The 24,047-nt window shown below is 60.9% G+C and carries 29 protein-coding genes; all 29 read right to left on the reverse strand.

The genetic code is table 11. The features are described 5' to 3' along the window. Positions 1–26: 26 nt before the first annotated feature. Positions 27–452 (reverse strand): phage tail assembly chaperone, encoded by a 426-nt coding sequence (locus tag KVQ82_RS24085; protein ID WP_222016269.1) that lies wholly within the window; start codon positions 450–452, stop codon positions 27–29. A 1-nt stretch (position 453) separates the two neighbouring features. Beyond that, the gene (locus tag KVQ82_RS24090; RefSeq protein ID WP_041072249.1) at positions 454–1,185 is read right to left on the reverse strand and encodes a hypothetical protein; all 732 of its coding nucleotides are present in this window, start codon (positions 1,183–1,185) and stop codon (positions 454–456) included. A 14-nt stretch (positions 1,186–1,199) separates the two neighbouring features. Next, complete coding sequence (locus KVQ82_RS24095; RefSeq protein ID WP_108181847.1) at positions 1,200–1,799, reverse strand: YmfQ family protein; 600 nt, start codon at positions 1,797–1,799, stop codon at positions 1,200–1,202. Beyond that, on the reverse strand, positions 1,787–2,833 hold the full coding sequence (locus KVQ82_RS24100; RefSeq protein ID WP_222016272.1) for a baseplate J/gp47 family protein: 1,047 nt from the start codon (positions 2,831–2,833) through the stop codon (positions 1,787–1,789). The genes KVQ82_RS24095 and KVQ82_RS24100 overlap by 13 nt, the downstream gene beginning before the upstream one ends. Beyond that, positions 2,823–3,221: a phage GP46 family protein gene (locus KVQ82_RS24105; protein WP_007964342.1), complete on the reverse strand. Its 399-nt coding sequence runs from the start codon at positions 3,219–3,221 to the stop codon at positions 2,823–2,825. The genes KVQ82_RS24100 and KVQ82_RS24105 overlap by 11 nt, the downstream gene beginning before the upstream one ends. After that, positions 3,221–3,730: a phage baseplate assembly protein V gene (locus tag KVQ82_RS24110; RefSeq protein ID WP_007964341.1), complete on the reverse strand. Its 510-nt coding sequence runs from the start codon at positions 3,728–3,730 to the stop codon at positions 3,221–3,223. The genes KVQ82_RS24105 and KVQ82_RS24110 overlap by 1 nt, the downstream gene beginning before the upstream one ends. A 114-nt stretch (positions 3,731–3,844) precedes the next feature. After that, a complete protein-coding gene (locus KVQ82_RS24115) occupies positions 3,845–4,891 on the reverse strand; it encodes a phage baseplate assembly protein (protein WP_222016273.1) in 1,047 nt (348 codons plus the stop codon). A gap of 2 nt (positions 4,892–4,893) precedes the next feature. Then, the gene (locus tag KVQ82_RS24120; RefSeq protein WP_222016275.1) at positions 4,894–6,132 is read right to left on the reverse strand and encodes a DNA circularization protein; all 1,239 of its coding nucleotides are present in this window, start codon (positions 6,130–6,132) and stop codon (positions 4,894–4,896) included. Further along, positions 6,119–8,017, reverse strand: coding sequence for a phage tail protein (locus KVQ82_RS24125; protein WP_108181843.1), 1,899 nt, complete (start codon positions 8,015–8,017; stop codon positions 6,119–6,121). Before KVQ82_RS24125 ends, KVQ82_RS24120 begins: the two co-directional genes overlap by 14 nt. 130 nt (positions 8,018–8,147) lie before the next feature. Then, positions 8,148–8,444 carry a phage tail assembly protein gene (locus tag KVQ82_RS24130; RefSeq protein WP_003222226.1) on the reverse strand — a complete coding sequence of 99 codons (297 nt, stop codon included), beginning with the start codon at positions 8,442–8,444 and terminating at the stop codon, positions 8,148–8,150. Continuing rightward, positions 8,441–8,788, reverse strand: a complete 348-nt coding sequence (locus tag KVQ82_RS24135; protein WP_007964335.1) for a phage tail tube protein — start codon at positions 8,786–8,788, stop codon at positions 8,441–8,443. The genes KVQ82_RS24130 and KVQ82_RS24135 overlap by 4 nt, the downstream gene beginning before the upstream one ends. Before the next feature lie 67 nt (positions 8,789–8,855). Beyond that, the gene (locus tag KVQ82_RS24140) at positions 8,856–10,352 is read right to left on the reverse strand and encodes a phage tail sheath subtilisin-like domain-containing protein (protein WP_222016277.1); all 1,497 of its coding nucleotides are present in this window, start codon (positions 10,350–10,352) and stop codon (positions 8,856–8,858) included. Further along, positions 10,352–10,534, reverse strand: a complete 183-nt coding sequence (locus tag KVQ82_RS24145) for a DUF2635 domain-containing protein (protein ID WP_041072263.1) — start codon at positions 10,532–10,534, stop codon at positions 10,352–10,354. The genes KVQ82_RS24140 and KVQ82_RS24145 overlap by 1 nt, the downstream gene beginning before the upstream one ends. Continuing rightward, positions 10,531–11,115, reverse strand: a complete 585-nt coding sequence (locus KVQ82_RS24150) for a hypothetical protein (protein ID WP_222016279.1) — start codon at positions 11,113–11,115, stop codon at positions 10,531–10,533. Before KVQ82_RS24150 ends, KVQ82_RS24145 begins: the two co-directional genes overlap by 4 nt. Before the next feature lie 172 nt (positions 11,116–11,287). Beyond that, complete coding sequence (locus tag KVQ82_RS24155; protein WP_222016282.1) at positions 11,288–12,316, reverse strand: phage late control D family protein; 1,029 nt, start codon at positions 12,314–12,316, stop codon at positions 11,288–11,290. Positions 12,317–12,325: 9 nt separating this feature from the next. Beyond that, positions 12,326–12,538, reverse strand: a complete 213-nt coding sequence (locus tag KVQ82_RS24160; protein WP_222016284.1) for a tail protein X — start codon at positions 12,536–12,538, stop codon at positions 12,326–12,328. Continuing rightward, a complete protein-coding gene (locus tag KVQ82_RS24165; RefSeq protein WP_222016286.1) occupies positions 12,531–12,914 on the reverse strand; it encodes a phage tail protein in 384 nt (127 codons plus the stop codon). Before KVQ82_RS24165 ends, KVQ82_RS24160 begins: the two co-directional genes overlap by 8 nt. Beyond that, on the reverse strand, positions 12,914–15,040 hold the full coding sequence (locus KVQ82_RS24170) for a phage tail tape measure protein (protein ID WP_222016288.1): 2,127 nt from the start codon (positions 15,038–15,040) through the stop codon (positions 12,914–12,916). The genes KVQ82_RS24165 and KVQ82_RS24170 overlap by 1 nt, the downstream gene beginning before the upstream one ends. Before the next feature lie 128 nt (positions 15,041–15,168). Then, positions 15,169–15,750 carry a phage tail assembly protein gene (locus tag KVQ82_RS24175; RefSeq protein WP_086792156.1) on the reverse strand — a complete coding sequence of 194 codons (582 nt, stop codon included), beginning with the start codon at positions 15,748–15,750 and terminating at the stop codon, positions 15,169–15,171. A gap of 233 nt (positions 15,751–15,983) precedes the next feature. Next, positions 15,984–16,490 (reverse strand): phage major tail tube protein, encoded by a 507-nt coding sequence (locus tag KVQ82_RS24180; protein ID WP_007908799.1) that lies wholly within the window; start codon positions 16,488–16,490, stop codon positions 15,984–15,986. Then, positions 16,490–17,656 carry a phage tail protein gene (locus KVQ82_RS24185; RefSeq protein ID WP_095695851.1) on the reverse strand — a complete coding sequence of 389 codons (1,167 nt, stop codon included), beginning with the start codon at positions 17,654–17,656 and terminating at the stop codon, positions 16,490–16,492. The genes KVQ82_RS24180 and KVQ82_RS24185 overlap by 1 nt, the downstream gene beginning before the upstream one ends. 2 nt (positions 17,657–17,658) lie before the next feature. After that, on the reverse strand, positions 17,659–17,844 hold the full coding sequence (locus KVQ82_RS24190) for a hypothetical protein (RefSeq protein ID WP_007964321.1): 186 nt from the start codon (positions 17,842–17,844) through the stop codon (positions 17,659–17,661). A 113-nt stretch (positions 17,845–17,957) separates the two neighbouring features. After that, the gene (locus KVQ82_RS24195; protein ID WP_222016290.1) at positions 17,958–18,488 is read right to left on the reverse strand and encodes a DUF4376 domain-containing protein; all 531 of its coding nucleotides are present in this window, start codon (positions 18,486–18,488) and stop codon (positions 17,958–17,960) included. A gap of 9 nt (positions 18,489–18,497) precedes the next feature. Further along, positions 18,498–20,936, reverse strand: a complete 2,439-nt coding sequence (locus KVQ82_RS24200; protein WP_222016292.1) for a phage tail protein — start codon at positions 20,934–20,936, stop codon at positions 18,498–18,500. Next, the gene (locus tag KVQ82_RS24205; protein ID WP_222016294.1) at positions 20,937–21,572 is read right to left on the reverse strand and encodes a phage tail protein I; all 636 of its coding nucleotides are present in this window, start codon (positions 21,570–21,572) and stop codon (positions 20,937–20,939) included. Next, positions 21,569–22,564 (reverse strand): baseplate J/gp47 family protein, encoded by a 996-nt coding sequence (locus tag KVQ82_RS24210; protein ID WP_222016295.1) that lies wholly within the window; start codon positions 22,562–22,564, stop codon positions 21,569–21,571. The genes KVQ82_RS24205 and KVQ82_RS24210 overlap by 4 nt, the downstream gene beginning before the upstream one ends. Continuing rightward, the gene (locus tag KVQ82_RS24215) at positions 22,561–22,893 is read right to left on the reverse strand and encodes a phage baseplate protein (protein ID WP_222016296.1); all 333 of its coding nucleotides are present in this window, start codon (positions 22,891–22,893) and stop codon (positions 22,561–22,563) included. Before KVQ82_RS24215 ends, KVQ82_RS24210 begins: the two co-directional genes overlap by 4 nt. A gap of 14 nt (positions 22,894–22,907) precedes the next feature. After that, a complete protein-coding gene (locus tag KVQ82_RS24220; protein ID WP_222016297.1) occupies positions 22,908–23,516 on the reverse strand; it encodes a phage baseplate assembly protein V in 609 nt (202 codons plus the stop codon). A gap of 3 nt (positions 23,517–23,519) precedes the next feature. Then, positions 23,520–24,041: a hypothetical protein gene (locus KVQ82_RS24225; RefSeq protein ID WP_222016299.1), complete on the reverse strand. Its 522-nt coding sequence runs from the start codon at positions 24,039–24,041 to the stop codon at positions 23,520–23,522. Positions 24,042–24,047 lie beyond the last annotated feature (6 nt).

The raw sequence follows: 24,047 nt of genomic DNA on the forward strand, positions 1-24,047 counted from the left end.
GGCGATGCCGACAATGCAGCATCCATTCACTCGGCAGTCATCCAGGCAGGCTTTTTCGGTCGAGAGCGTTTGGAGGGGAATTTCTTCGCCTGGGGCCACTTGCGTAGCGCCTGCAGGTAATTCAGCAGCGTCAGATATTCAGAGTCGGATAGCGTGGTGGCTTTCATCAATTCCACTTCGTCCCGATGGCGGTCACGCAACCAGACCACGCGATCAAATTCCTTGTCGCGCCACGCCTTTGCTTCGATCAGCGCTTGCTCGCCTGAAAGCGGCGTCGACTCGATCAGTATCGGCAGGCCGAGCTCGTCATGGGACCGCTCGGTTCCGGCTGCAGGGTTAGCAATAACCGACTCGTAACGCTCGTCGTCAATTTCAACGGCATCGTCCGGGAAGCTCGTGTGATAGCCCGACAAATAAGTGTTGCCAGTGGTGCGGCTATAGAAACGTTTCATTTCAGTTCCCCACTCCCAGCACAGTGACAAAACCGGTGCCACCGGAATTACTCAAAACCTGCACCTGGCTAGAATCAAAATAGGTCACCAAGGGTGGAGTGGTGATATCGAAATAGGGTGCGTTTCCGCCGTGCGAATAACTTGCCCAAGTAGCGGCACACTGGGTCTTGAAAGCCACCGGCCAAGGTTGGGCAGCATAGGTTTTATCTGCAGCAATGGTGATCAGGACCCACTGGATCATGAAGCCCCCCAACCAACTCGGAAAGGCGATATAGCCGTTCGCGCCAATGCTGTAGGAAACACCAAACCGGAGCTTTTTCGGTGTGACGATGGCGGTGTCGTCAGTCCCCGCATTGACTTGGCTTTGGGTCGCGATCCGCGCCCAGCCTAAAACCGTTTCAGTGGCTTGAACCACTTTCTTTTCGATCGCTTGGAAAACGCGCTGCGGCGTCATCAGACGGCTGCTGCTGGTACCTGCTTCGGCCTCATCCTTGCTCGCCAAAGAATCATTTTTGTTCTTCTCGACAATCGTCGAAATCGCCAATCTCAGTTGCGTGCTGTTACCCTCGTCAGGCACAAGTCCGGCGGCAGTGATCGCGTTGATGATTTCATCGGTAACGCTGTTGCCCCATCGCGCCGGAATCAGCGACCCCGGCGTCCCGGTCAGCGGGTTTTCATCGACAAATTTCCCATTCACCAGACCGGCGCTGGGCACACTCTTCGGATAGTCCATCCCGTCATTCCTCCCTAGTCATAGTTGATGTGCACCTTGGTATGCGCCGGCGCACTGCGGTGGATCAGGCATTCAAGCGCCGAGCCCGGATTCACGCCAAAGCGCTCGCCCCAGTAACTCGCGCCGTAGCGCCGACCCAGCAGCAGGCGGCCGCCGGTGTTGAGGGTCCACATGAACTGCGCTTCCCAGGTGCCCCAGTGCGCTGCGCCGAAACGCGAGCGGCCCATGCGTGGGGCTTCGTGTTCGGTGATGCTGGCGTTGGGGTAGCCCTGGCTTTTGGCGATGTCGAGGTAGTAACCGACAGCCTGGCTGCCCACCGCGAGCAAGCGCCGGCGTACGGCGAGGCGGCGGTCGTCGAACAGCGGCGTGGCGCCCAGGCACGGGTCGGGCAGTTCCATCACCCGCTCCCAGTCCGGCACCAGTTCGCTGACGCCTGCCGGGTCCATCTCGTTGAGCAGGTCGGCGGCACGGGCATCGAGACGGGCCAGCTCGACGGCGACGCCTTGCAGCACGTCCTCGAGTTCCGGGACGCGTTCCGGATCCCATGCCGGGCCGCTCGGCAGCAAGGCGCGCAGTTGCGCCTGGTATTGCGCGGCGGTTCTTATGCCCCCCATACGCAACCTCCGAAGGTGAGCAGTTCGCTTTGCCCGGCAGGCACGTCAGCGGCCGGCGCGGTCAGCGAGTGATCGTATTCACCGCCGGAGCTACTGATGGCTTCGCGGATATGGCTGATCAGCAGCGGCACGCCGAGGTCGGCCTCGCGGTTGTGCAAGTCGCGCAGCTGCGCTTCCACGGCGGCGCGCACAGCGGTGGTGTCCGGATTGACGCTCTTGAAGCGATACACCACCGGCACCTGAATCGGTCGCTGCACGTGTACTTCCGCGGTCACCGGACGCAGCGGTTCGATGTACGCCTGAACCTCCGCCAGTTGTTCATCGTTGGGCACCGGTTGCGGGTCTTCGTCGCGCATGATGAACACCGTCACCGTGCCCGGCCCCAGGAAGCCACCGCGGCACCAGGCTCGCGTCACACCCGGCACTTCCAGCGCCCAGGTCTCGTAGTCGCTGGCCGAACCGCCGTGCGGAATGACCCGATAGGAACGGATCACCCGCGAACGCAGCGACTCCAGGCTTTCCCGCGCCACGCCGCCACTGAGGCCGGGCGCCAGCACGACGAAGCTATTGCCGACCACACCGGCTATCGGCTGTACCGGGTTCAGCGCCAGACCAGCGTCAGCATTGCCCAGGCTGCCGGCATCGAGCGCAGCAATCGTGGTGGTGTTGCTGCCATTGACGGTAGTGCGCGCGGTGGTGACTTTGTAAGTACGGCCATCGCTTGCTTGCAGCAGCGTGTCAACGTCGAGCACCGCGCCGGCAGTGGCGGTAAAACTGACGCTGCCGGTGGCGACTTGCGCCGGTTTGCGCGGCTGGTTCAGGCGCAGCGCGGCGATGCGTTCCAGGGTCGATTCGTCGGCCTTGTCCGGCAGGATCTGCTCGGCAATCCAGTCGAGATAACCGTACAGGCCATAAGCGGCACCGCCGAGGGTGCGGGCCAGCACTTGCGCATCGGACTGGCGCAGCGAATCGCCGGCCAGGTCGCTTTGGGTGCGCTTGATCAGCACCGGCAGCGAAGGGGTTTCAAACGGCATAGATCACCTGCCAACTGTTATCGGGGTTGATGTCCAGACGTTCGCCGTCGGCCAGGGTCAGGACCGTGCGCAGGTTCAGGCGCTGGGCGTCGAGGCGTTCGCTGATGATGTCGATGGCGCTGCAGTGGCCGTCGTCGATCAGCCATTGCAGGGCTTCGCGGGCATAGAACTCGGCGTCCATCTGGGTCTGTCGGGTCAGCTTGACCCGACGCAAAAGCCACAGCCGCGAACCGATGCGATCGTCGGCGACGGTGGGAAAGCTGTCGCCCCACCAGCCGAAGCGCTCCTCGTCGTCGAGGGCGTCGTCATCGGCGGCGCGGCGCCAGGTGAACAGGCTGATGAGCACGGCGCGGGTCAGTGCGGCGTGGAGGTTCTGGCTGACAAGCATTATTTGCCTCCTGCCGGCGCACCGGTCTGGCCGCTGCCGGCCTGCACGCCGACGTGCACGTGTTTGATCTGGCTAATGCCACCGGCGAGCTGATCACCAGTGGAAACGATCTTGCCGGTCTGGTTGATCACCGGCGTGTCGAAGTTCACCGCGCTGCTGGCGCGGATGTTCAGGGTGGCGGTTTCGATGTCGATGATGCGCCCGCGCTTGAAGTGGATCTTGTCGCCCTCGTCGGTGTAGATCGCCACTTCGCCAGAGGCCAGCGACTGCAGGCGATAGCGGCGGTCGGCGACCACCAGGGCGATGGCGTGGGAACGGTCACCGCCAAGAAACGTGACGATGCCTTCGGCGCCGGCCAGCGGATTGCTGGTGAAACCGTAGGGTTCGAAATGCTCCAGGTCGTCGTTCACTTCACCGGCGGTGAGGCGCATTTGCAGCGATTGCAGCTTGGATGCCGAGTTGGCGAGCACGACAGTGCCGCGCGCCAGCAGGCGTGTCAGTAGGCTCATGCTTGGTTCCTGTACGAAACGGGCCGAGGTCAAAAGATCGCAGCCTTCGGCAGCTCCTACCTATGATCGGCGTACACCTGTAGGAGCTGCCGAAGGCTGCGATCTTTTCCGGGCCTATGAGGTTTTTTTCGGGGGCGTGGGATCAGGATCGAAGGTATGCGGTGGCGCCACCTGCAACGTGGTCACCGAGCCTTGCGCCGACAGCGAATACGTCACTTTGGAGATCAGCATGTCGCCGTCAAAACCGAGCACCGGATCCTTGACCTTCACCAGCGTGTTGTGGCGCCACAGATCGCCATTGGACTGACGCCAGCCCTGCACCTGATAGGTGGTGGTCTGCGCCCGACCCATGCGGGTGGCGCTTTCCCAGAGCGCGCGTTTGAGCGACAGATCAGGGTTGATCTGCAGGCCCTCGTTGATCACGGTGACGCGGCGGCGCTTGTAGCCCAGATCCGTGGCGATCGATTCAATCTCGCTGACCGCCGCGCCGCTTTTCTGATCGTTGCCCTTCTGCTGGCCGATGACCCGGTATTCAGAGAACACCTGGCTGTAATCCATCGGCGCGTTAGCCGAAAGGATATTCTTGCCCAGCTCCAGCGCATCACTGGCGCGGCCCGCGCTGCCAGGCCTGGCCAGCACCAGCCGTCCCGATGCATCGTCGGTGGAGAACACCCGAAACAGCGACAGCAGACGATCGATCGATTGAAAAACCGTTTCCCCCGGCACCAGGGTGTAGCTGCCCAATCGGGTGGTTTCGGCAATCTCGCTGACCACCTTGACCTTGTACGACGACGCCAATGCCTCGACGATGCCCAGCATGGGCTGGTCTTTCCACTGGTTCGGGCGGTTGATCGCGGCACAGTCCACCAGATCCTGAGTGCAGGAACTGCCCTCGATACTCAGGCTGATCTGGCGCCCGTCGTAGCGGATCGGCGCCTTGAACACGTAGCCGGTGAGCACCAGGTCCTGGCCGATTTTCACTTCACACGGGTCGCCCGGCTTGATCGGTTTGTCCACCGTCTGCCCCGGCCATTGCCAGGTGATGTCGAGTTTGAAGGTGCGAAACTGGCGCTCAAGATCGGCGGTAATTTCCACGCTTTTCCAGCCGCCGTATTCCATGTTGTTGACGGTCAGCGTGACGCGGTTGTCTATCTCGCTCATGACTACTCCCGGGAGACTTTCACGTCATTGGGCGGCAGGTACAACGGGTTGGTTACCGCGTTACGCTGGATCACTTCGGTAACGCGCGTCGCATCTCCGAACTGTTTGTACGCCACCACCAGCGCCGGAAAACTCTCCTGAAACGACTTGGTGACCAGACGCACACCCGAAGACGCTACCGCTTTGAGGTGCGCGACCAAAGCATCCTGTACATCGCTGATCGCTTGATAGTGCGCCGGGCCGGCTTTGTTTTTGGCCATCTGGAGCGCCTCGACCAGGTTGTTCTGCAGCGCCTGCAAATCATCCGTGGCCGGCACGTCCTGACGCGTGACCTGCTGCTTCGATTGCTGATCAAGCGAAGGTGTCGACGCCAGCTTCACTGGCTTCGACGCCACCGGCATCGAGGCGACCCATTGCGCCACTTTGACGATCAGGGTGTCTTGCACCAGATCGGCCATGGCTTGGGCCGCCGCGTTGGTGTCCTTGCCGGTGGTGATCTTCGGCGCATCGGCCTTGCGAATGGCTTCGAGTTGTTGGGACACGTCGGCAATCACGCCACGGTAGCCCTCCTTCGCGAATGCCTTGAGTTCCTTGATATCGCCGAGCAAGCCCTTGAACTCCGCCGCCACTTCCTTGGGCAATTCCTTGACGGCTCTGACCAGTTCAGTGATTTCCTTGTATTGCGCGATCAGCGGTTTCAGCTGTTCCTTGATGACATCGAACACCCCGGTCAGGCTGTTTCGCAGATTATTGATGCCGATCCGCGCCGCTTGAATCCGGACAATCACCTCCTCGAAACGCGACACGGCTGACCCCAGCAACGTGTCAGCCTTGGCCAACAGGATTTTTTGCGTACTGACCGTGGCGGTCGGAAACGGCAACGGCCGGTCGGGGTAAAACTTCAGACTGAACGTCACCAGCCCGCCATCCTGGCGGGTGTGGGTCATGTCGCATTCGCCGACCTTGACTTGCAAACGTCCGAGCCACGGATGCACCAGTTCACCACTGCCCGCCTCCAAGGCCTTGAGCAGCTTGTCGCGCTGCTCCAGGCAATCGGCGCCGATGATGAACGCCGTCAGGTCGTGGGTCTTGGCCTGCTGGCCGAGATCCTCGAAATACGGCAGGTCGCGTTGCGGATACTCATGCAACTGACCTTTGCGACCGACCGGGGTTTTCGCCTGATCAATCCAGAACCCGACACCGCGAAACGATGCCGGCAACAAGCGGTCACGCCAATTCATTGGAACCTCCTGCCGACAGCGAGCGATAGCCGATGCGCGAAGACAGCGCCAGGCCAGGTTGATTGGTTTGCGGTTGATCGGTGCGCAGCCCCGCCGGCGCATTTTCGAAGCGCACGGTCAGGCCGCCTTCGAGTTGCGTGCGGTTGTTGGCAGCGCTTTGCTGGATCAGGGCGCTGGAGGATTGTGGCAGCGAACCGCTTTGCAACGTCCCGTTTCCTGCAGGCGCTGGATTCGCGCCAAAGAACGCCGGCGCCAGTTCACCCTTGCCTTCGGCATTGGTCTGGCGTTGCGCCTCAGTCAGCGTTTCGACCTTGCCGGTGACCTTGGCGATCAACCCGGCAAAACCACCGTCGAACAGTTCCTTGATCGGCGCGATGACGGTTTGCAGCTTTTGCCACAACTCGCCGAACCACCCGACGATCGGCCCCCAGCTCTCGATGAGCTGATCCAGAGGTTTCCATTCGAACAGCGTGTGCAGAAAGTCCACGACCGGCGCAGACACCGCCAGCACAACATCCCACAGCGCTGAAAAAACCTCGCCGACCGGCTGCCAGTACTGCGCAATCTGCTCCAGCGGCGACCACTCGAACAGGCTGGTGAAAAAGCCCTGGACCCGCTGCACTGATGTTTGCAGGGCCGTCCAGATCGGTTCGAAGTACCCGACGACACCACTCCAGGCGCTGGTGATCATTTCCATCGGGAAATAATCGAACAACGTCCGCAATGTTTCCCGGGTGCTTTGCACAGCCGATTGCAGCGTCGTCCACAGCGGCTGGAAGTACGCAACAACACCGCCCCAGGCGCTGGTGATCATCTGCATCGGCGAGAAGTCGAACAACGAAGCCAGGAACGCCTTGGCCGGCTGCGCGGCTTTTCGCAGACCATCGAACATCGGCTCGAAGAACCTGACAACACCGCCCCACGCACTGTTGATCATCTGCATCGGCGAGAAATCGAACAGATTTCTGAGGAACGCCATCACCGGCACACTCAAGGCCTTGAGCAGTTCCCAGATCGCCGAAAACAGTCCCGTCAGCGGCCCCCAGTTGTCCAGGATCATGCCGTAAGGCGTCCAGGAGAAAACTGTTTTAAAGAAGTCGATCACCGGGCGGGTGACCGCCTTGACCTTGTCCCAGATCCCCGAGAAAAATCCCGTGACCGGTTGCCAGAGCGCCGCCAGCGCATCGAGCGGGCGCCAGTCGAGCACCGAACGCAAGATCGCCATGGCATTCGCCCCGACGTTTTTGACACCTTCCCACATCCCGGTGAAGAACGCGCTGATCGGTGTCCAGTTGGCATAGATCAAACCGGCCGCCACCGCGATACCCATGGCAATCAGCATGATCGGGTTGGTCTTGAGCACCATGCTCATGACATCGAACACTTGCGTCGCGCCAGTGACTGCGGTTTGCATCGCCGAAAAGGCGATGGCTCCCGCCGCCAGCCCCTCAACCAGTTTCGGATTGTCGGCAAGCAGGCTGCCGACCTGAGTCATCATCGGCTCAAGCCCGATCACCAACGCCCCCACCGCCGGCACCAGCGCTGCGTCGACAGCGGAGGAAACCTTTTCCATCGACGCACTGAACACGTTCATGTTCTGCGCGGCGGTTTGCGGTGCGGCGGGCAGATCAACGGTTTTCGCCGTCTCGCTGACTTCAGTCAGTTTGCCCTGAAACGCCGCCGCCGATTTGATCCCGTCCACGAACGGCGTGATCACACTGCCGCCCTTGAACAGACCGCTGATGTCCAGTTTGCCGAGGCCGGTCTGTTCGAGATTTTTCTTGAAGCTCTCGACCTTTACTCGAAGGGCGCCGAGTTTGGGCGACAGTTCATCGATGCCCGTGATCAGCACCGGTGTTTTGACTTGCTTTTCTTCGTCTGCCATCACTGCACCTGCTGCATCGCATTGATCCGTTGCGCGTGCTCCAGCGACTCGCGGAGCACATCCAGTGGCCTGGCCATCATCTGTTCGGGGTCAACCTTCCAGAACCAGGCCAGGTCATAGGCGACTGCGATCAGGTCGGTGATGGCTCCGACGCCGCACTCATGAAAAAACTCGCAACGGCCCAGCTCAACGCATTGAGGTCAGCCAGATCGAGCTGGTTGACCGACGACGGCGGGATGCCGGCGCACACGGCGATGTATTTGGCCGCCACGTCCATGTCGAGGCTGACTTCTTCGCTCTTGTCGATCTTGTACGGCAGCGCCTTGATCGCTCGCACTTCCTGCACCGTCGGACGGCGCAGGACGAGTTCGGTCAGGGGCTCGCCGTGAGCTTCGATCGCAACCTGAAGCTTCACGGCGCCGCTCATTGCCAGGTCCCCTTGATGCCTTCGAATTTCAGTTCGATGGTGGCGTCATCGCCTTTGGAAACCGGCTCTTCGACCAGGTAGGCACCGGCCAGCACGTAGACTTTGCCGTTGCTGAATTCGCAAGTGACGGTGATGTCAGTGCCTTCGATCAGCTTCTTCAGCGGGAAGTCGGCGGTGTGCAGCGCGGTCACTTTGAACGACGGCGCGACGTCGGTTTCCTTGTAGAAACCCGGTACGACGGTTTCGCGTTTGACGGCCATCAGCGGGGCTTCGCAGCCGCCGTTGATAGTCAGTTGTGCACCGTCGACTTTGACGTAGCAGGTGCCTGCAATCACTTGACCCATGGTGTTACTCCCTTCAAATAAAAAAGCCCACCGAGGTGGGCTGAATGCTTACGGCCAAACGCGGCGATCAGGCCGCGTCGTCGTATTGCAGACGGAATTGGTTGAGCAGTGCGAACACGCGCAGACCGTTGATGTAATCCGGCGGGAACAGCACGTTCACGCGGCTCGGGTCCTGCACGTCACGCTCGACGATCAGGTGCTCGGCGAACAGCTCGGCGTTCTCCACGTGGCCTTCCAGTTCCAGCTTGGCGTACTGCGCGATCAACTCGCCGCGAATGGTCGCCGGAGTGACGATCGGCTGGCCGGCGCCGAAACGGGTGCCGTCGGAAGCCAGTTTGTGGCGCCCGTATTTGCTGGTGATCACGCTTTGCAGACGACGCACGATGAACGCCGACTGGTGCATGGTTTCGCTGTCCAGGTAGGAGTTGTCGGCCTGACCGTAAGCGTTTTTCTGGTAGGTGGTGATCGAACGCTGGATGCGCACGTAACCGCCTTCGTAGTAAGCGGTCGCGATGCCGTAGTTGAGCAGCGACTGACGCTCGGTCAGGGTGAAACGCTCGCTGGCCGGCGCCGGATCAACGCCCGGCAGGCTGCCGCTTTGCGTCGGACGGCTGGCATCGGCGGAGATGAACACTGCGGTGCGCGCAGCCAGTGCTGCTGCTTGTACCCAGAACGGTTGCGGTACGCCCGGTTCCAGCGCCTGAATGGTCATGTGCTGGTCGTTGCGTGCCTGGCCAGCAGCAACCAGGGTGCCGACGGTGCCGCGTTTGGCGCTGTAGACGTGACCGAACAGTTGCTTGGCCCAGGACCAGCGACCGGTGCTGTCATCCATCACTGCTTGCCAGGTGTTGAGGGTCGACAGATCCGACCACGGCAGTGCGATGAACTCGAACGGCTCGTCGCCCAGTGCAGCCACGGCTGCGACCTGGTCCGGCACACCGGCGCCGCCGGTCATGGCGGTGATCGCAGTGGTCAGGCCGGCCGGGGTTTCTTCGCCGTTGCTCTTGCCCAGACGATTGAACTGCAGGCTGATGTCGTTACCGCTGTCGCCGGTCCATTTGGCGCTCAGAGTGACCACACCTTCAGCAGCCGCAGCGCTGACTGGCAGATCGGCGGTGGCGTTGATTTTCTGTGCCAGTGCGGTAGCTGCCTGAGCAGCGGTGGCACCGTTGACCACGGTGGCCTGCACCCGCACACCGGCGACGTACAGGTTGAGCACGCCAGCCTGAGTGGCGGTGCCGGTCAGGGTCAGCACGCCTTTGGCGATGGCGCCTTCGGTGTTGTGCAGCGGCAGGCACCAGATCTCGCCGATCGGGTCGGCCTTGCGGAAGGTCTCGTACATCGAGGCGAGCATCGAGCCCTGACCGCCGATGCTTTTTGCCAGCGCGACGCTGGAGACCAGCACCAGTTTGCCGACTTCGGTCGGGGCGATGTTGTCGTTGACCTGAGCGACGATCAGACGGCGCATGGCCGAAGTCGCGCTATTGGCGGCCGAGTTGTCCATTTCGGCATAGAACAGCGGTACACGAATGTCCGCGGGGATGTTGCTGAATCCGATCGCCATTATTTGGCTCCCTGTGGTTTAGCCGCTTTTGCGGTTTTGAGTGTGATATCGCCGTCGGCCAGACGCCGGCGCCACCAGGCGCTGTCCAGCACTTCACGGCCTTCCTTGGGCAGCAGATCGCCCGCTTCCGGGTCAGGCACGGCACGGCCAGCGGCCGGCAGTACGGTGATGCGATTGCTCATGGGGTTACGTCTCCAGAGAAAGTCAGTTCCACGCGCCCGTCAGGGCCCGGGTGTTTCAGATTGGGGTCGGCCGGGTCGATCGCATCGACCCGCACGGTGACCCCGGTAAAGGACGATAAACCGTCCAGTTCACGTTCGTGCCAACTCTCCGCAGGCTGACTGGGCAGATTGCGGCCGAGCTGGAACTCGGTAAAAAAGCGCAGCCGATAGAAGGTGCGGCTGTTGTTGATCGAGGCCATCTCGCCGCCGTCGTAGACGATGGCGCTGTAGTCGGTGCCCGGTTTGAATCCCACCAGCGCGCGCCACAGTTCGGCGCGCAGGTCGTGCAACAGATCCAGCGCTTTTGTAGCGTCCGTGGCGTCGAGCGCCAGGACGATTTCGAAGCGGTCGCGGATCGGTTGCGCGGTGAGGTTTTGTGCGGTGCTGGTGCTGGCGAGATCCGCCAGGGGCAGAACATGAGCCGAGGGTGTCGGCAGATCAGCATTGCCTTGCAGCAAGGCCAGATCGACACCCACCGCAATGTGGTTGGCAAGGCTTGGGCATTGCCCACGCAGCTGCGTGAGGATCGGGGTGATCTTCATGGTGGTGTTCCAGAGTTGAATGAAAAGCGGTCTGCAGAACACTGCAAAACCTGTGGGAGCTGGCTTGCCAGCGATGGCGGTGGATCAACCGGCATCTCTTTTGAATGGGCTGGCCTCTTCGCGGGCAAGCCCGCTCCCACAGGGATCTTCATCGCAGTGACAAAGCGGGGAATCAGTCCTTGGCTGCGGCCTTGGGATCAAGGCCGCTGGCATCGATCACGCAGCGATAGCTGTTCTCGCGATTGCCACTGGCGGTGACTTTTTCGATCGACCAGCGCCCACGCATGAAGTCCGGCCAGGTCTCATCGAGCAGCACCAGCCCTTCGGCCGCCAGCAGCGGATTGCCGGGACAAGTGATTTTCACCTTGTACTTCTGCCGGAGCATCTTGCGCACTTCGCCTTCGCCAACGGCAATCGCATCGGCTTCGCTGGGTTGCTTCTGGCGGATGATCTTGAACGGCGCAAGCCCCGTTTCGACCCACTGCAACAAACCTGTGGCAGCCTCCACGAAACAGGTCTTGCAACCCTTGGTTTGCTCGCGGGCGGACTCCTCCAGCGTGGCGCTGATGAATGCGTGATCGCCGGGACGGTTGTTGCTGGTCACCGACAAGGTCACGTCCGCCAGCACCTGGCCCGACAACGATTTGGTCTGGCCGGGACGGGCCAGCACGTACACGTCGTTGTAGGGTTTGGTCACCGCGTTGTACTTTTTCGCCAGGCGCGTCAGAAAGCTCATATCGGTTTCGTTGGACTGGTCGACGTGCTCGATCCTGATCATCGCCACCTCGGGCGCGACGCGCGGTGAAAAGTCATGGCTCGACACCAGTTTTTCAAATAGCGCACCCAAGGTGGTCGGGCCATGACTGGCCGTGCGACGTTGCTTGAAGCCTGTCTCATCATCCTTGCTGAACGGCGCCGCCGTGGCCACCAGCGTCAGGCGAAACGGGAACAGCGTCGGCGTCAGGCGTGTCACTTTGAACTGGCCCTTGTCGACCATTCCCGATTCCAGATAACCGACCTCAAGGCCGATTTTCCCGCCCAGATCCGGCAGCCCTTCGAGGCCTTCAAGATCGATGGTCAACGTCAGCTGATCGGACTCGAAACCGGCTGCATCAATGTGTTCCCAACTGATCAGGCGTTGATTGAGCAGGGCCGAGTGGGCCCCGTAGAGTCTTACCGCCGGGGTGAAACCCAGTGCCATGCAACCTCCTTAATCCCAGGCCGTGAGCGGTTTGATCGTGGCCGGTTTCGAATCGAGTTCCGGCAACGTGACCCAAACGCCCGCAGGCAGGATCGAGCCGTGTTCGGCCAGGGTCGGGTTGAGTGTCCACAGGGCCTCTTCGGCGGTGTCATCACTGCGCCCGGTTTCGCGGTACAGCAATATATTCACCGAGTCACCGGCCACGCTTCGGACTTTACGCATTGTTGAACTCCGTCAATCCGACCACCCACTTGATCACCATCGCGGTGCCGTCATCGATGACCTCGCTCTGGTTTTCGTCGATGCTGTTGATCCGCCACAGACCCCAGTTGCGCCCGATACCGTCAATCAACGGCAGCGGCACACGCAATGCCTGAAGTGCGCGCAATTCATCGAGTCGATCCATGGCCACGGCATACATCGAGGTGCCGCTGATGGTCAGCGATTCCGCTTTCTGCCCGGTCTGACTGGACTTGGGTTTGCTGGTCAGGATCTGGATGTCGCTCCAGCCACCGTCGGACTTTCGCGCCAGCGTGCTGTAGGCGAAGTTGCGCGACAGGCCGAAGATGAAACTGCCCAGCGCCATTTGTTGTTTCATCAGGCGACTCCATCGGTCAGGGCTGCGTCACGGCGGGTGGCGAGGCTGTTGGTGTTCATCAGTGGAATGAATTCGTTGTTGAATTGGGATCTCAGGTGAAAGTCGACCAATTGACCGATCTTTTCCACACTGCCCGGGTCGCTGCAATACACCTGAACGGTGGGCGCGTAGGGGGCTGGCACCGTGGGCGCCTGGGCGCTGGCCAGCGCCTGACTGACCTGAGCCGGTGCTGCCAGTTTGTCTGGTGCGGCATTGCCGAGTTTTTCGCCAAGAAGGGAACCGCCCTCACTGCCAAGCCACCCGCCAAGCAATCCACCGAGAAGGCCACCTATGGCCATGCCGGGTGGGCCACCCACGGCTCCGAGTGACGCACCGAAAGCAGAGCCTGCAAGAGCGCCGGCCATTCCACCGCCCGCTGCGCCGACGCTTTTAGCTATCTGGGTTTCGTCACCGCTGGCCACCCCGGCCGCCAGGCCTGTGAGGGCAGCGACGGTTTTTACAGGCCAGGGCATTGCGCGCGACAGAGGGCGCATGGCAGCAGCGGTCGACTCCAGAAGCGGGGCCCGCACCCGTGAAGTTTGCTCGAGGATCTTCAAACCGCTGCCAGCAGCGGCGGCCCCCGCTGTGCCGGTGGCGGCGCCGGTGAAAACGGACAGGCCCTTATCCACGACTTTCTTGCCAACCCGTTCTTTGATATCGCTGCCAATGGCATCGAGCGCTTGATCGAACAACGGTTTGAGAAACGCGCTCACCGTCAACACCACGCCAGCAGTTTTCGGATAGGCTTCAGTCAGTTCACTGAGCTTGTCGACCCCGGCAGAGGCCAGCGAATCGCTGGAGGGTGCCAACGCGTTGCCTTTGGCGACGGCCAATCGTTCGCTACGGGCATTCAGAATATTCAGCTGTCCTTGCTGAGTACCGGAAAGCGTCAGGGCAGCCTGTTTTATCGACCCCTTCTCGCCCAGCTCCGACGTCGCGTATCGCTGCTTGTCCTTGACCTGCCAGAACGTCTCATTAACCTCGCCGAGGTTTTGCGAGAGTTTCTGCGCAGCATCACCGCCATCGGAGAACAACGTCCTGGCCAACACTGCGCGTTGTTCTGGCGGTCTGGCGTTCAATGCGGCCAACACTGTCAGCAACGCACCTTGCGCATTGTCCTTGTTCGGATCACGCATCGCCGCAGACACGGCCTTGGGATCGAGCCCCAGTTGTTTCCACGCCCCCTGTTCGGCAACAGAGACCTGGTCTCCCTTGCTCAAGGCTGTGGAAATGCTCTTCAACGCGACGCTTGCTTCACCTTCTTTCGTTCCGGTGTTCAGCAAGGCTGCCGACAGCGCTGCGGCTTGCTCGGGTTGCAACCCCGCAGCAATCGCCGCGTCGCCGGAACGCTGCAACACCGAGCCGATGTCTGCCGCGTTTACATCCCCAGGCATTTTGCCCAAGTGGTGAGCCGCATCTGCCAGATCGATGGCCTGATCACGGGTCAGTTTCATCGAGGTACGCCAGGCCGCCATCATCTCGGCGACTTGTAGCGCAGGCACCTTGAATGCTGACGCGGTGAGCGCAGCGTCATCGGCAAACTTCAGCAGTTCGAACTGCTTGTCCGAGGCATTGGGCAAGTCGATGCCAATCCCCGCCTTGGCACCCAATGCCGCGGCATTGAGCAATTCAACCCCGGTGGTTCCTCCGGCAGCCACCAACGGGGCGCTGGCCATGATCAGGCTTGCCTGAGCCATTTCCTTGCCCTGAACCGGAGTCAGTCGAGCGACTTCGCTCAGGTTCGCAGCGGCTGTGTCCATCGCGACAGCGGCTTTGAGCAGTTCGGGAGGGACGGCGCCGGCTACCTTGTCTGCAGCCTTCTGCGCGGAAGATCCGCCGTCGCCATTGACCGCGCTCTTGAACAAAGAACGTTGGGTCGCCAAGGTGAGGATCAGCGAATCGATGGCTGCAGTCAGCGAAACGATTCGGTCACTTGCCGTTCTCAACGCTTGCCTCAGGTCGGCGACCTTATCCCGATCCAGGCCTGCTGTAGTCGTGCTCGTTGCTGCGGTGGTCAAACCAATATTGCGGCTCGCGGAACCTGTGCTCTCACCGGCGTACATGAGCGCATTTTTACTCTCTGCCATGCCGCTCTACTCCTGTTTCACGCCAAGGCGAGTGATCGCTATGTCGTAGCGGCGCAACGCCTTTTCGGCGTCCCATTCCAGAATCTCCGCCTCACTTACCGGGTAAATGAGCGGGACGATATCGAGGATTACTTCGATGTCGCGTTCCGAAAGTAGGCCGCCGGCTGGTTTAAAAAATCGTCGATGCGCACCTGCAATTGCGTCCAGTCAGGGACGCTCATGTGGGCCAGATCGGGGATCATCAGCCCGGTGCAATGGGCAGTGATGAACTCGGCGCGTTCCTTGGCCGTTTTCAGTTTCTTCATCACTTTGGTGGCGCGCAGTGCGGGCATTTCCAGCGACAGCGAGGTCACGGTGCGGCCAGTCACGGCGAGCGGTTGCAGCAGTTGCACTTCGTCAGGGTCGGCGGACTTTTCTGCATCCTCGACCTGCTCCAGAAAGTACGACGCCGGACGGGTCGACATCTCGTGCACGTACTGGGCGATGCTCACGTAGTCCGGGCGTTTGAGCTGGTCGAGCTCCTTGACCGACAGGCCGGTGGCGAGCAGCGCCAGTTCGAAGAACTGATCGTCTTCATCATCGCCGGCGCGCTCCAGCGCTTCTTTTTGCGCGGCGTAGAACAGTGGCTTGAGCTGGATCTGCTCGATCTGCGCGCCGTCGTCACCGGTGATTGGCGACAGCAGGTCATGCTGGGGTGGCATCCACGACATGTATGAATTCCTTGGTGATTCTTGAGGGGGTGTTGCAGCACTTGGGAGAAGAAACCTTTGTGGCGAGGGGATTCATCCCCGATGGGCTGCGCAGCAGCCCCGCTTATGGATGGGTGCGGTATCGGCTAAATCGCCAACTCAATGTTGGGGCCGCTTCGCGCCCCATCGGGGATGAATCCCCTCACCACAAAAGCTCCTTCCCACAAGTTTTGGTGCAGGGCTTGCTTACGGGGTTACGGCATCAGCACCGCACGACGCGCATCACCGAGGATGTCAACGCCGTTAAGCACGAACTTCTGGGTGCGCACGTCGATGTCGATCACCGGAATGCCGTTTTCCAGGCGGTTGTAGGTGCGGCAGGAGAAGTCCAGCGTCGTCAGGGCTTTGCCGCCCATTTTGATCGCGTCCTCACCCATGGTTTTGAGCTTGCCGCCGATGGTGTGATAGGTGAACCAGGTGTTGCCGTCCTGATCCTGACCGGCTTCACGCACATTCAGCAGGATGTCGTCGCCCAGTTTCACGCCCATTGCCAGCAACACTTCTGCACCGGTGCCTTGCAGCTTGATCTGAGCATTCAGCGGCTTGGCGCTCTTGGCCATTTCCTCAACGATGAAGCGCCCGCCCGTCATGTTTTCCATGTCGAAGTCGATCTTCGGTGGCGTGAATTCCTCAACGGTCGCCGACAACGGCAGGCCTTGCAGGGTGGCCGCGATGGCCTGTCTTACGCGGTTGGTAAACATTAGAGAACGTCCTCCAGGAACTGCTCGATGATTTCATCGCGGGCGTTGAGTTGATAAACCATGTGTTCGTTCGGCGCGTAGCGGCCGTAGTCGATGACCACGTACCAGGTACCGTTCTTGTACTTCTCGACGCTGTTGAGTTCCGGGTGCAGGTAAACGCTGCCGCCAGGAATGGTTTCGTCGGCGACCAGGGTTTGCAGCCAGTCGTTGATGCGCTTGACCTCCTGATCCATGAACGACTTGGTCAGGTTCTTGGCCATGGCTTTCTGGCCGGCCTTGACCAGCTTGCGGCTGATCGCATCTTCGAGGCCGACGTAGCTGATGAACTTGCCGGTGATCGAGCGGTTACCCAGCAGCGAGAAGCCGCCGAGCACGGTGCGGGCGTAGTAGCTGACGCCGTAACGGTTGAGCAGATCGCCTTCGGTGGAGGTGTCGAGGATGTTGTATTCAACGACGCGGGACACGTCTTCGGCGTAGGTCACCTGGTTGCCCGGGCTTTCCCACTGCTTGACCTTGGCCAGCGCGGCAATCGCCAGGCTCGACGGTGCGAGGAACACGTTTTTCTTCGCCGCTTTCGAGTACACCGCCGGCATGTTGTGCACCACCAGGCAGCGGTCGAAACCGAGGTCGGCGCCGCCCAGTTCCTGGCTGTAAGTCACTTGATCAGCGACCGAGGCGTCCTTGCCGTCCAGCACCACACGGGCCTTGATGCGCTTGCCGAACGAGGCGAACTCGCTGGCTACCGCTTTGGTGCCGGTGAAGCCCGGCGCGCCGATGATGGTCAGGTCTTCCGGGACACTGCCCAGTGCCGCCAGACCGAGCTTGCGGCCGGTGGCTGGCTCGACACCGCCGATCACTGCGTTGACGGTGTCGGCCGGGGTCGCGCCCGCCTCGACGATCACTACGTAGACCGGCACCTTGACCACTTTGAGGATCTGGTAAACCGCGTGATACAGCGTGCCCTCTTCAGCGCCGGTCGGATCGAGCAACGCGTGAGTGGTGAAGCTGTTGATGCGGAACGGGGCGTTACGCGGAATCAGCGGATCGGCTTTCGGCGCGGTGCCGACCAGACCGATGACGTTGTCACCCAGGCCACCCATGGCCTCGGGGGATTCGGTGGCATTGACGGTAATGCCGTTGTGCTCGAAGTTCAAAACCTCAGCCATGGTTAGTCAGCCTTCTTGGCAGCGGCCTTTTTGGCCTGGGTGGAGGGTGTTTTCAGTTCCAGTCGACCGGCGCTGTGCAACGCACTGGCCTCGACGTCGAGCAGATCCAGGTCTTGACCGACGCTCGACCAGTGCCCACCGCCGGTGGGGAATGGGACGAGCACGGTGTAGGTTTGGCGGGTTGCCATTTTTCGTTTCTCCATAAACGGGAAAGCCCCTCTTGGGGAGGGGCTTGGCGGGTGTTTAACCGGTAAGAAAACGCCCCGACGGTGCGGGGCGCCAATTGAAATTCAAAGGAACGTTATGGCGTCGGGCTTGAATCCGGCCAGCCTTGCAGAACCATTTCCTCTGTGCACTCTCCAGCTTCAACGGCTGACAAAAGGACTCGCTCGCGATCAAAACAATCTTGAACATGGGTGCGAACCAATGTCGCCAGCGCAATGAGCCTCGCAGCCTCCAATTCGACAAATCCCTGAGCAAACTTCCAGGCGCACTTGTAGGCCGGGTCGAGTAACGCCGCTATGACTGCACTGGCAATCAACGCTTGGCCGTCTCGTGTGGTATCGGCTGTATAGCCTTCAAAAAGCACACCAGAACTTTCGCGACGATAACGCTCAGCGGCTATCCGCTGTGCAAAATCAACTTTGACCTCAGCAGAAACCCGGGTAAGGACTCCGTCGATCAGGCACCAACGTCCAGTCGTGTCGGTCGCCGACTGAATCCAGAGTTCTTCACTGATGCGCAACGCCCCTTCAGGAATGTCGCAAACGCCCTGAATCAGGCGTTCCTTGATATGCCCGGACGCATCGAATGTCATGTATTTGTTAGTCATGTTTTCCCCTTAGCAACCCACTGCCAGCCATCGAGTGGACGTACCCATAGAAGACCGAACCGTAAAACCAGCCTTGTTCAGAGCCCCCATCGCAACGAATCCGACTGCCCCGGAACCGGGGGTGTAGTCACTGAGCGCGACGGCTGATAGCGCCGCAGAGGGAAACGTGAGAGGAAAAGCGATTGTTTGGTCAGTCGTACTGGAAACGATGCTGTACACCCCCCACTGAATAATGAATCCACCCAGCCAGGACGGAAAAACGCAGTAACCGATGCCGCTTTTCTGAAACTGAAAGCCCCACGTCAATTTTTTCGGCGTGACAATAACACTGTCATCGGCACCGGCGTTGGTTTGTGCCTGGGTGGCAACTTTCGCTGTGCCTTGATTGGTTTCAGAAGCTTGCTGTGCGAGCACGGCAAGCGCTGCGATATCAATATTTCCCTGATTGATCGGCGCGTTCCAGGCCTTGATGCACCACATGACAGCCAGGTTGCGTGGGCGAGTTTCCGTCGCATTGCCGTAGTTATAGGTTCTCACGCTACCTATAGACAACTCCGCGTTATCGCCCCCGAATGTCGACCTTAGAGCCCAATCGGCTGCTGTGTCCTTCAGCACAACAGAAGGAGTTTCTCCATTGGGATCTATTGCCTGTCCACCTCCGGATCCTGTCGGAAGGTAATGACTATGCGCCTTGAGCGTATCCGTCTGATAGCTTCCGGCAGCTCGCCCTGTATCCACCCCTCGCCCATGGTCCCAGCCACGCAGAAACTCTCCACGAGACTCCGGCAAGCGGAAATTGCCGGTGCCCTCATCGCCCTTGTTGAACGTAGTGCCCAGGTACGCGGAGAGATCGGGATAGGCCGAAGTGCTCTGCACACTGCCATTGAGCTCAAGAAAGCCAGGTGGAACGATCCCCGTCGGGAACGCCATGACGGCGCCCACCGGAACGGCAGATCCGAGCCGGGACACTTCCTTGACCAGTGCCGCTACGTCAATGTTTCCCTGATTGATCGGAGCGTTCCAGGCCTTGATGCACCACATGACGGCAATATTGCGGGGGCGGGTTTCCGTGGAAGTACGAGCCACCTTTGAAGCATCAAAGATCACACTGTGATAAGCGTCTTTCTGGGTGGTCTGCGTTAAAGACTTGCTCATGTTGCCCAAGCCGAACACACCATTTGCGGTGGTGATATCGAGATAGCCATCAAAGATGCCGTAGAGGTTCTGCAGGGTGTCAGTCTGAGAACTGCCGATTGCCCGACCGCCATCGATGCCACGTCCATGATCCCAACCGCGCAAGAACTCCCCACGCGCCTCAGGCAACCGAAAATTCCCGACACCCTCATCACCCTTGTTGAACTTGCCACCCAGATAGGCGCTCAAGTCAGGGTAGGTCGCGCTGCTCTTGACGCTGTTGTCCAGCTCCAGGAAACCCGGTGGCGGCGTATCGACAGGGAACGCGACAATCGAACCCACCGGCAAAGCGGAGGCCTTGGCAATCAGCGCTTCGACTTCAGCCTTGGTGTAGGAGTCCTTGATGCCGAAACCGGCCAGCGTGTCGGGATTCGAGCCGGCCGTCGCACGGCCATATTCGTCGACGCTCAGACTTTTGTAGGTGCCGGCGGCAATCCCGGTGCGCCCTGCCAGCATCTTGAATGTCAGCGCGGTTGTGCCAAGAGTGATCGGCGCATTGGTGGTCAGGTGCCACAGCGAATCGCCGTTGAGCGTACCCTCCTCCACCATCACCGTCAGGCCCGGTGTGACCTTGGCGCTGACGTTGGCATCGTTGGCCCGAATCCAGTCACCGTTGGCGACGATCCACAGGCCGTTGTCCTTGGCCAGGGTCTGGTTCGCCAGCAGCACGCGGTCACCGGCAATCACGGCCACGCCGTCAATCTGCTGGGCACCGTTCAACACGATGTTGGTAGAGGCCGCGACGCGCACCGATTGCTTGCCATCGAGTTTGCCGAGTTCCTCGGCGAGGTAACTCATGACCCAGGCACGGGTGGCCTTAACCACGGTGTCATCGATCAGCAGCGTTACCAGCGATGCATTGCTGGTCTCGAAAATCGAGCGAATGTAGAACTCTTTGCCCGAGCCCGAAGTCGCCAGAACCGGTTTGAATGACTCCGGATATTTGACGATGGCGTAGAGAATGCCGGTGTCGGTCCATAGCCCCGCTTCACGCACGTACCAACCGCCAACGTCCGGCGGAATGGTGACTTCGGCGAGAAGCCAGCTCGGATTCTTCTCGTCCTGGAACAGGGCATTGAGCGGCCCGCGCCAGACTTCGCGTTTCAGCGCGGTGGCGGTCGCGGCCGGGTTGTAGACCGCGCCGCCGCCGTCGCCGACAGAAATCTGCGTCAACTTGATCGGCACGCCCGCAGCCTTGCACGCCGTTTCGTAGGCAATCCCTGCGTTGGTGAGCAGGGTGTAATAGTCAGCCATTCAGGCCCCCTGAGGATAAATAGTGGATGTTTCGACGGTGTACATCGCGGCGGCCATGAACGCCTCGCCAGAGGTTTCGAGCCCTTCGATGAACACCGGATAAACCGTCGTCAGCTCACCGCAGAAAGTCGCGGCGGCGATGGAGTGGCTGCCGAACGCGCTCAAGCCAACCGTCACCGAGAGAATGTCCCGTTCGCTCTTGGCATCAGCCAGGCGTCGGTCGAGACGGGCGTCGATTTCTGCGCTGTAGGGTTGCTCGCTGAAGGCCCGCACGGAGAAGCTGTAAGGCACGCCGGGCGGCGTCTGTTCGTACCAGGCGCGGACTTCGGGGCGCAGTTGCAAACCCTTGGCCGCGTTCTCCAGCGCCTTGCGGGTGCCCGCCTGGCGCGCAGTGGGCCAGGCCAGTTCGACGGTCAGGCGCTTTTCCGCTTCCGGTGCGCTGGTGCTCCATTCGGCGACACCGCGATCCGCTGCCAGATACGGCAGGAATGCGACCGGTGTTTCGCTCGGGTTCATCAGTTCGGGGAACGGCGGCGCGATGCGATCAAGCAGTGCGCCGAAGCCCAGATCCAGTCCACGTTCGAGTGGAGAGCTGTTGGCCGACAGCAACGTCGGGCTATGCGTTGGCTCACTCATAGTGTCAGCACCTCGACCTCGACCGCCGTGCAGTACGGCGCCTCGAAGGCGCTGGTGATGATCGGCTCCAGCGGTTCAAGAATCTGCAGTTGCACGGCGCCAGCGCTGTGCAACGTGTAGTCGATCCAGCTCGGATCGACCCGCCCTTCGAGGCGATGGCAACTGTCGGCGTAGGCCTGCAATTGCTGCTGTGCGGCGACTTTGGTCAGGCCCGAGTCGGGACCGGAATTGATCTTGGCCACCACACGAATCTTGTAGCGTTGAATGTCGGCAGCCTTGACCGTGACGAGGTCGGTTTCCGGCCGCACATCAGGGCGGGCGAAGTGCTGACGCACGCCATCCAGCAACGCTGCAGACGGAGTGCCATCGCCGTCGCGGGACAACACTGTGACCTGCACCTCACCCGGCGCCGTGCGGCGACCGTTGCCGTCCTTGACCTGTGCAGCGAGGCCGTCCGGGTTGAAGGTGTAGGTGACGTTCACCACACCGCCATCGCTGGATTCGACCTTCACCGTTGGCCGTTCACCGAGGGTGAATACCTCGCGGCGATACTGCATTCGCGAGCCCGCTGCCGGGGCATGCGGCGCCAGGTAATAGCGCAACCGGGCGTCGTCGTCACTTTCATAAATCGGCGGTACCGGCGGAAATGCCGCCGGGTCGCCGGGGTCGAGCAACTGCCGCTCCAGGCCCATGTCCGCCAGCCGTGCGTCGAGATTGCTGCCAGTCGCCCACCACGCCAGCATCTGCTTGATGCGGGCGTTGTATTTGCGCTCGTGGGTTTGCAGGCGTACGCAGAAGGCTTCCAGCGCGAGGGTCAGCAGTTCGCTTTCGTTGTCGAGGCTGGTCTTGAGTTTCGCCGCGCTGTCCGGCGCTCGGGCGCCGACGTATTCGACGACGAAGGTCTTGAACTCGGCGAGCAGGTCTTCGAAGGCGTCGACGGTGATCAGCGCCGGTTCGGCCAATTGATTCTGGCCGGGGATCAACATGCTCATGTCACGACCTCGAATGTCTGTAGACGGTTTTTCCAGGTGCCGGCGAAGCGCAGCAGCAGGCCCGCGCCCTGACGGCTGGCGACGATCACGCTCGGCTGAAAATCGCTGATCCCGTTCTGCGCGTTGTAGAACGCCTGAGCCGCGTGGCTCTGGGCCAGAAGCAGAACGTCGTCACCGAGGTTCTGCCCCAGCAGCGTCGGGATCAGCGAGCCATAAAGGGGCCTTTTTTGCCGGGTGCCCAGCGGCGTGGTCAGGGCTCGTGTCGCGCGCTGCACAAACTGCAGCCAGTCGTCGACCGTGGCCCCGGAGTCTCTATCGATTCCGATCATGGGAAGCTCTTGATTCAGGGGCTGATGACGCGGCCCTGGTGATCCACCAACGGGCCGCTGAAGTGCACGCCCGAGGCGTCGATGCTCAGGCCGACGCCGCCCAGTTGCAGGCTGATCAGCTGCGGCGTCATCGTCAGTTGCGCCGGGCCGATGCTCAGTACAAGCGACTCGCGAGAGCCACTGAATGCGGCAGGGCCGTTTTGCCAATGCAGGGTATGCGTGGCGTCGTCGTAGCCGCTTTCAGTGCCGTCGACATAAACGCGGCGCGTCAGCGTCGGTACCGTTGCCGTCGGTGGAAAGCGCTCACTGTTCAAGCCGAACAACGCCACGCTTTGCGCGCCGCTTTCACCGCTGCCGTAGTTGAGCAACAGACACTGCTCGCCCACGCTCGGAATCCGCGATTCGCTCTGCGCTCCGGCGCTCGGGTTGAAGAACTTGATCGCCGGTGTGAGCAGTCCACCGTGGCTGACCTGGCAAGTGTTGCTCTCAGCATCGACTGCCTGACACACGCCGATGCGACAGAAACTCTCGGCACGGCGGTGCAGGTCGTCGATCTCCGCTTCCATCTCCGCCAGCCGCTCGATGATCGGCCCCAGTTGCATGCGCAGTAATGCGTCGAACATCGGTCAGGCCTCCAGCGCGGTGTATTGGTCGGGGTCGTCGATGTTGCTGACTTCCCAGGTACGGGCGAATTTAGGCGTACCAAGCGGGTCGTCGAGCAGCGTCGGGCCAAGGTAGAGGGTCTGCGTGAAAGTCAGGGTCCACGCCTTGTATGGCTGGTCGGCGCGTGTGAGCACTGACGGCAAACCATCAATGTTCATCGGCAAATCGCATTGATCGCCGGGCAGGTTCCAACGGTTGTCGGTGATCAGGTTTTTCAGTACGGCGATCAGATCGCACGCGGCAAATGCACTCGCAGAAAGTGCCGGAATGACTTGCAGCGATACGGTCATGACGTGGGCGATACGTCCGTCGGCGCCACGCACTCCGGGCGCATTACGGTCGAAGTCGATCAACGCCCAGGCCTGAGCGCCGGGAGCGGTGAAGTCGTCGTGATTGCCAACCTGCAGATTCAGGCCGGCGCTGTTGCGCAAGGTTGTCGCCATCGCCATGAACAGCTGCGAAGGCTGCTGGATCGGTGCGGGCATGCATGA

It is taken from the genome of Pseudomonas sp. AO-1 (assembly GCF_019775695.1).
Lineage (GTDB): Bacteria > Pseudomonadota > Gammaproteobacteria > Pseudomonadales > Pseudomonadaceae > Aquipseudomonas > Aquipseudomonas parakoreensis.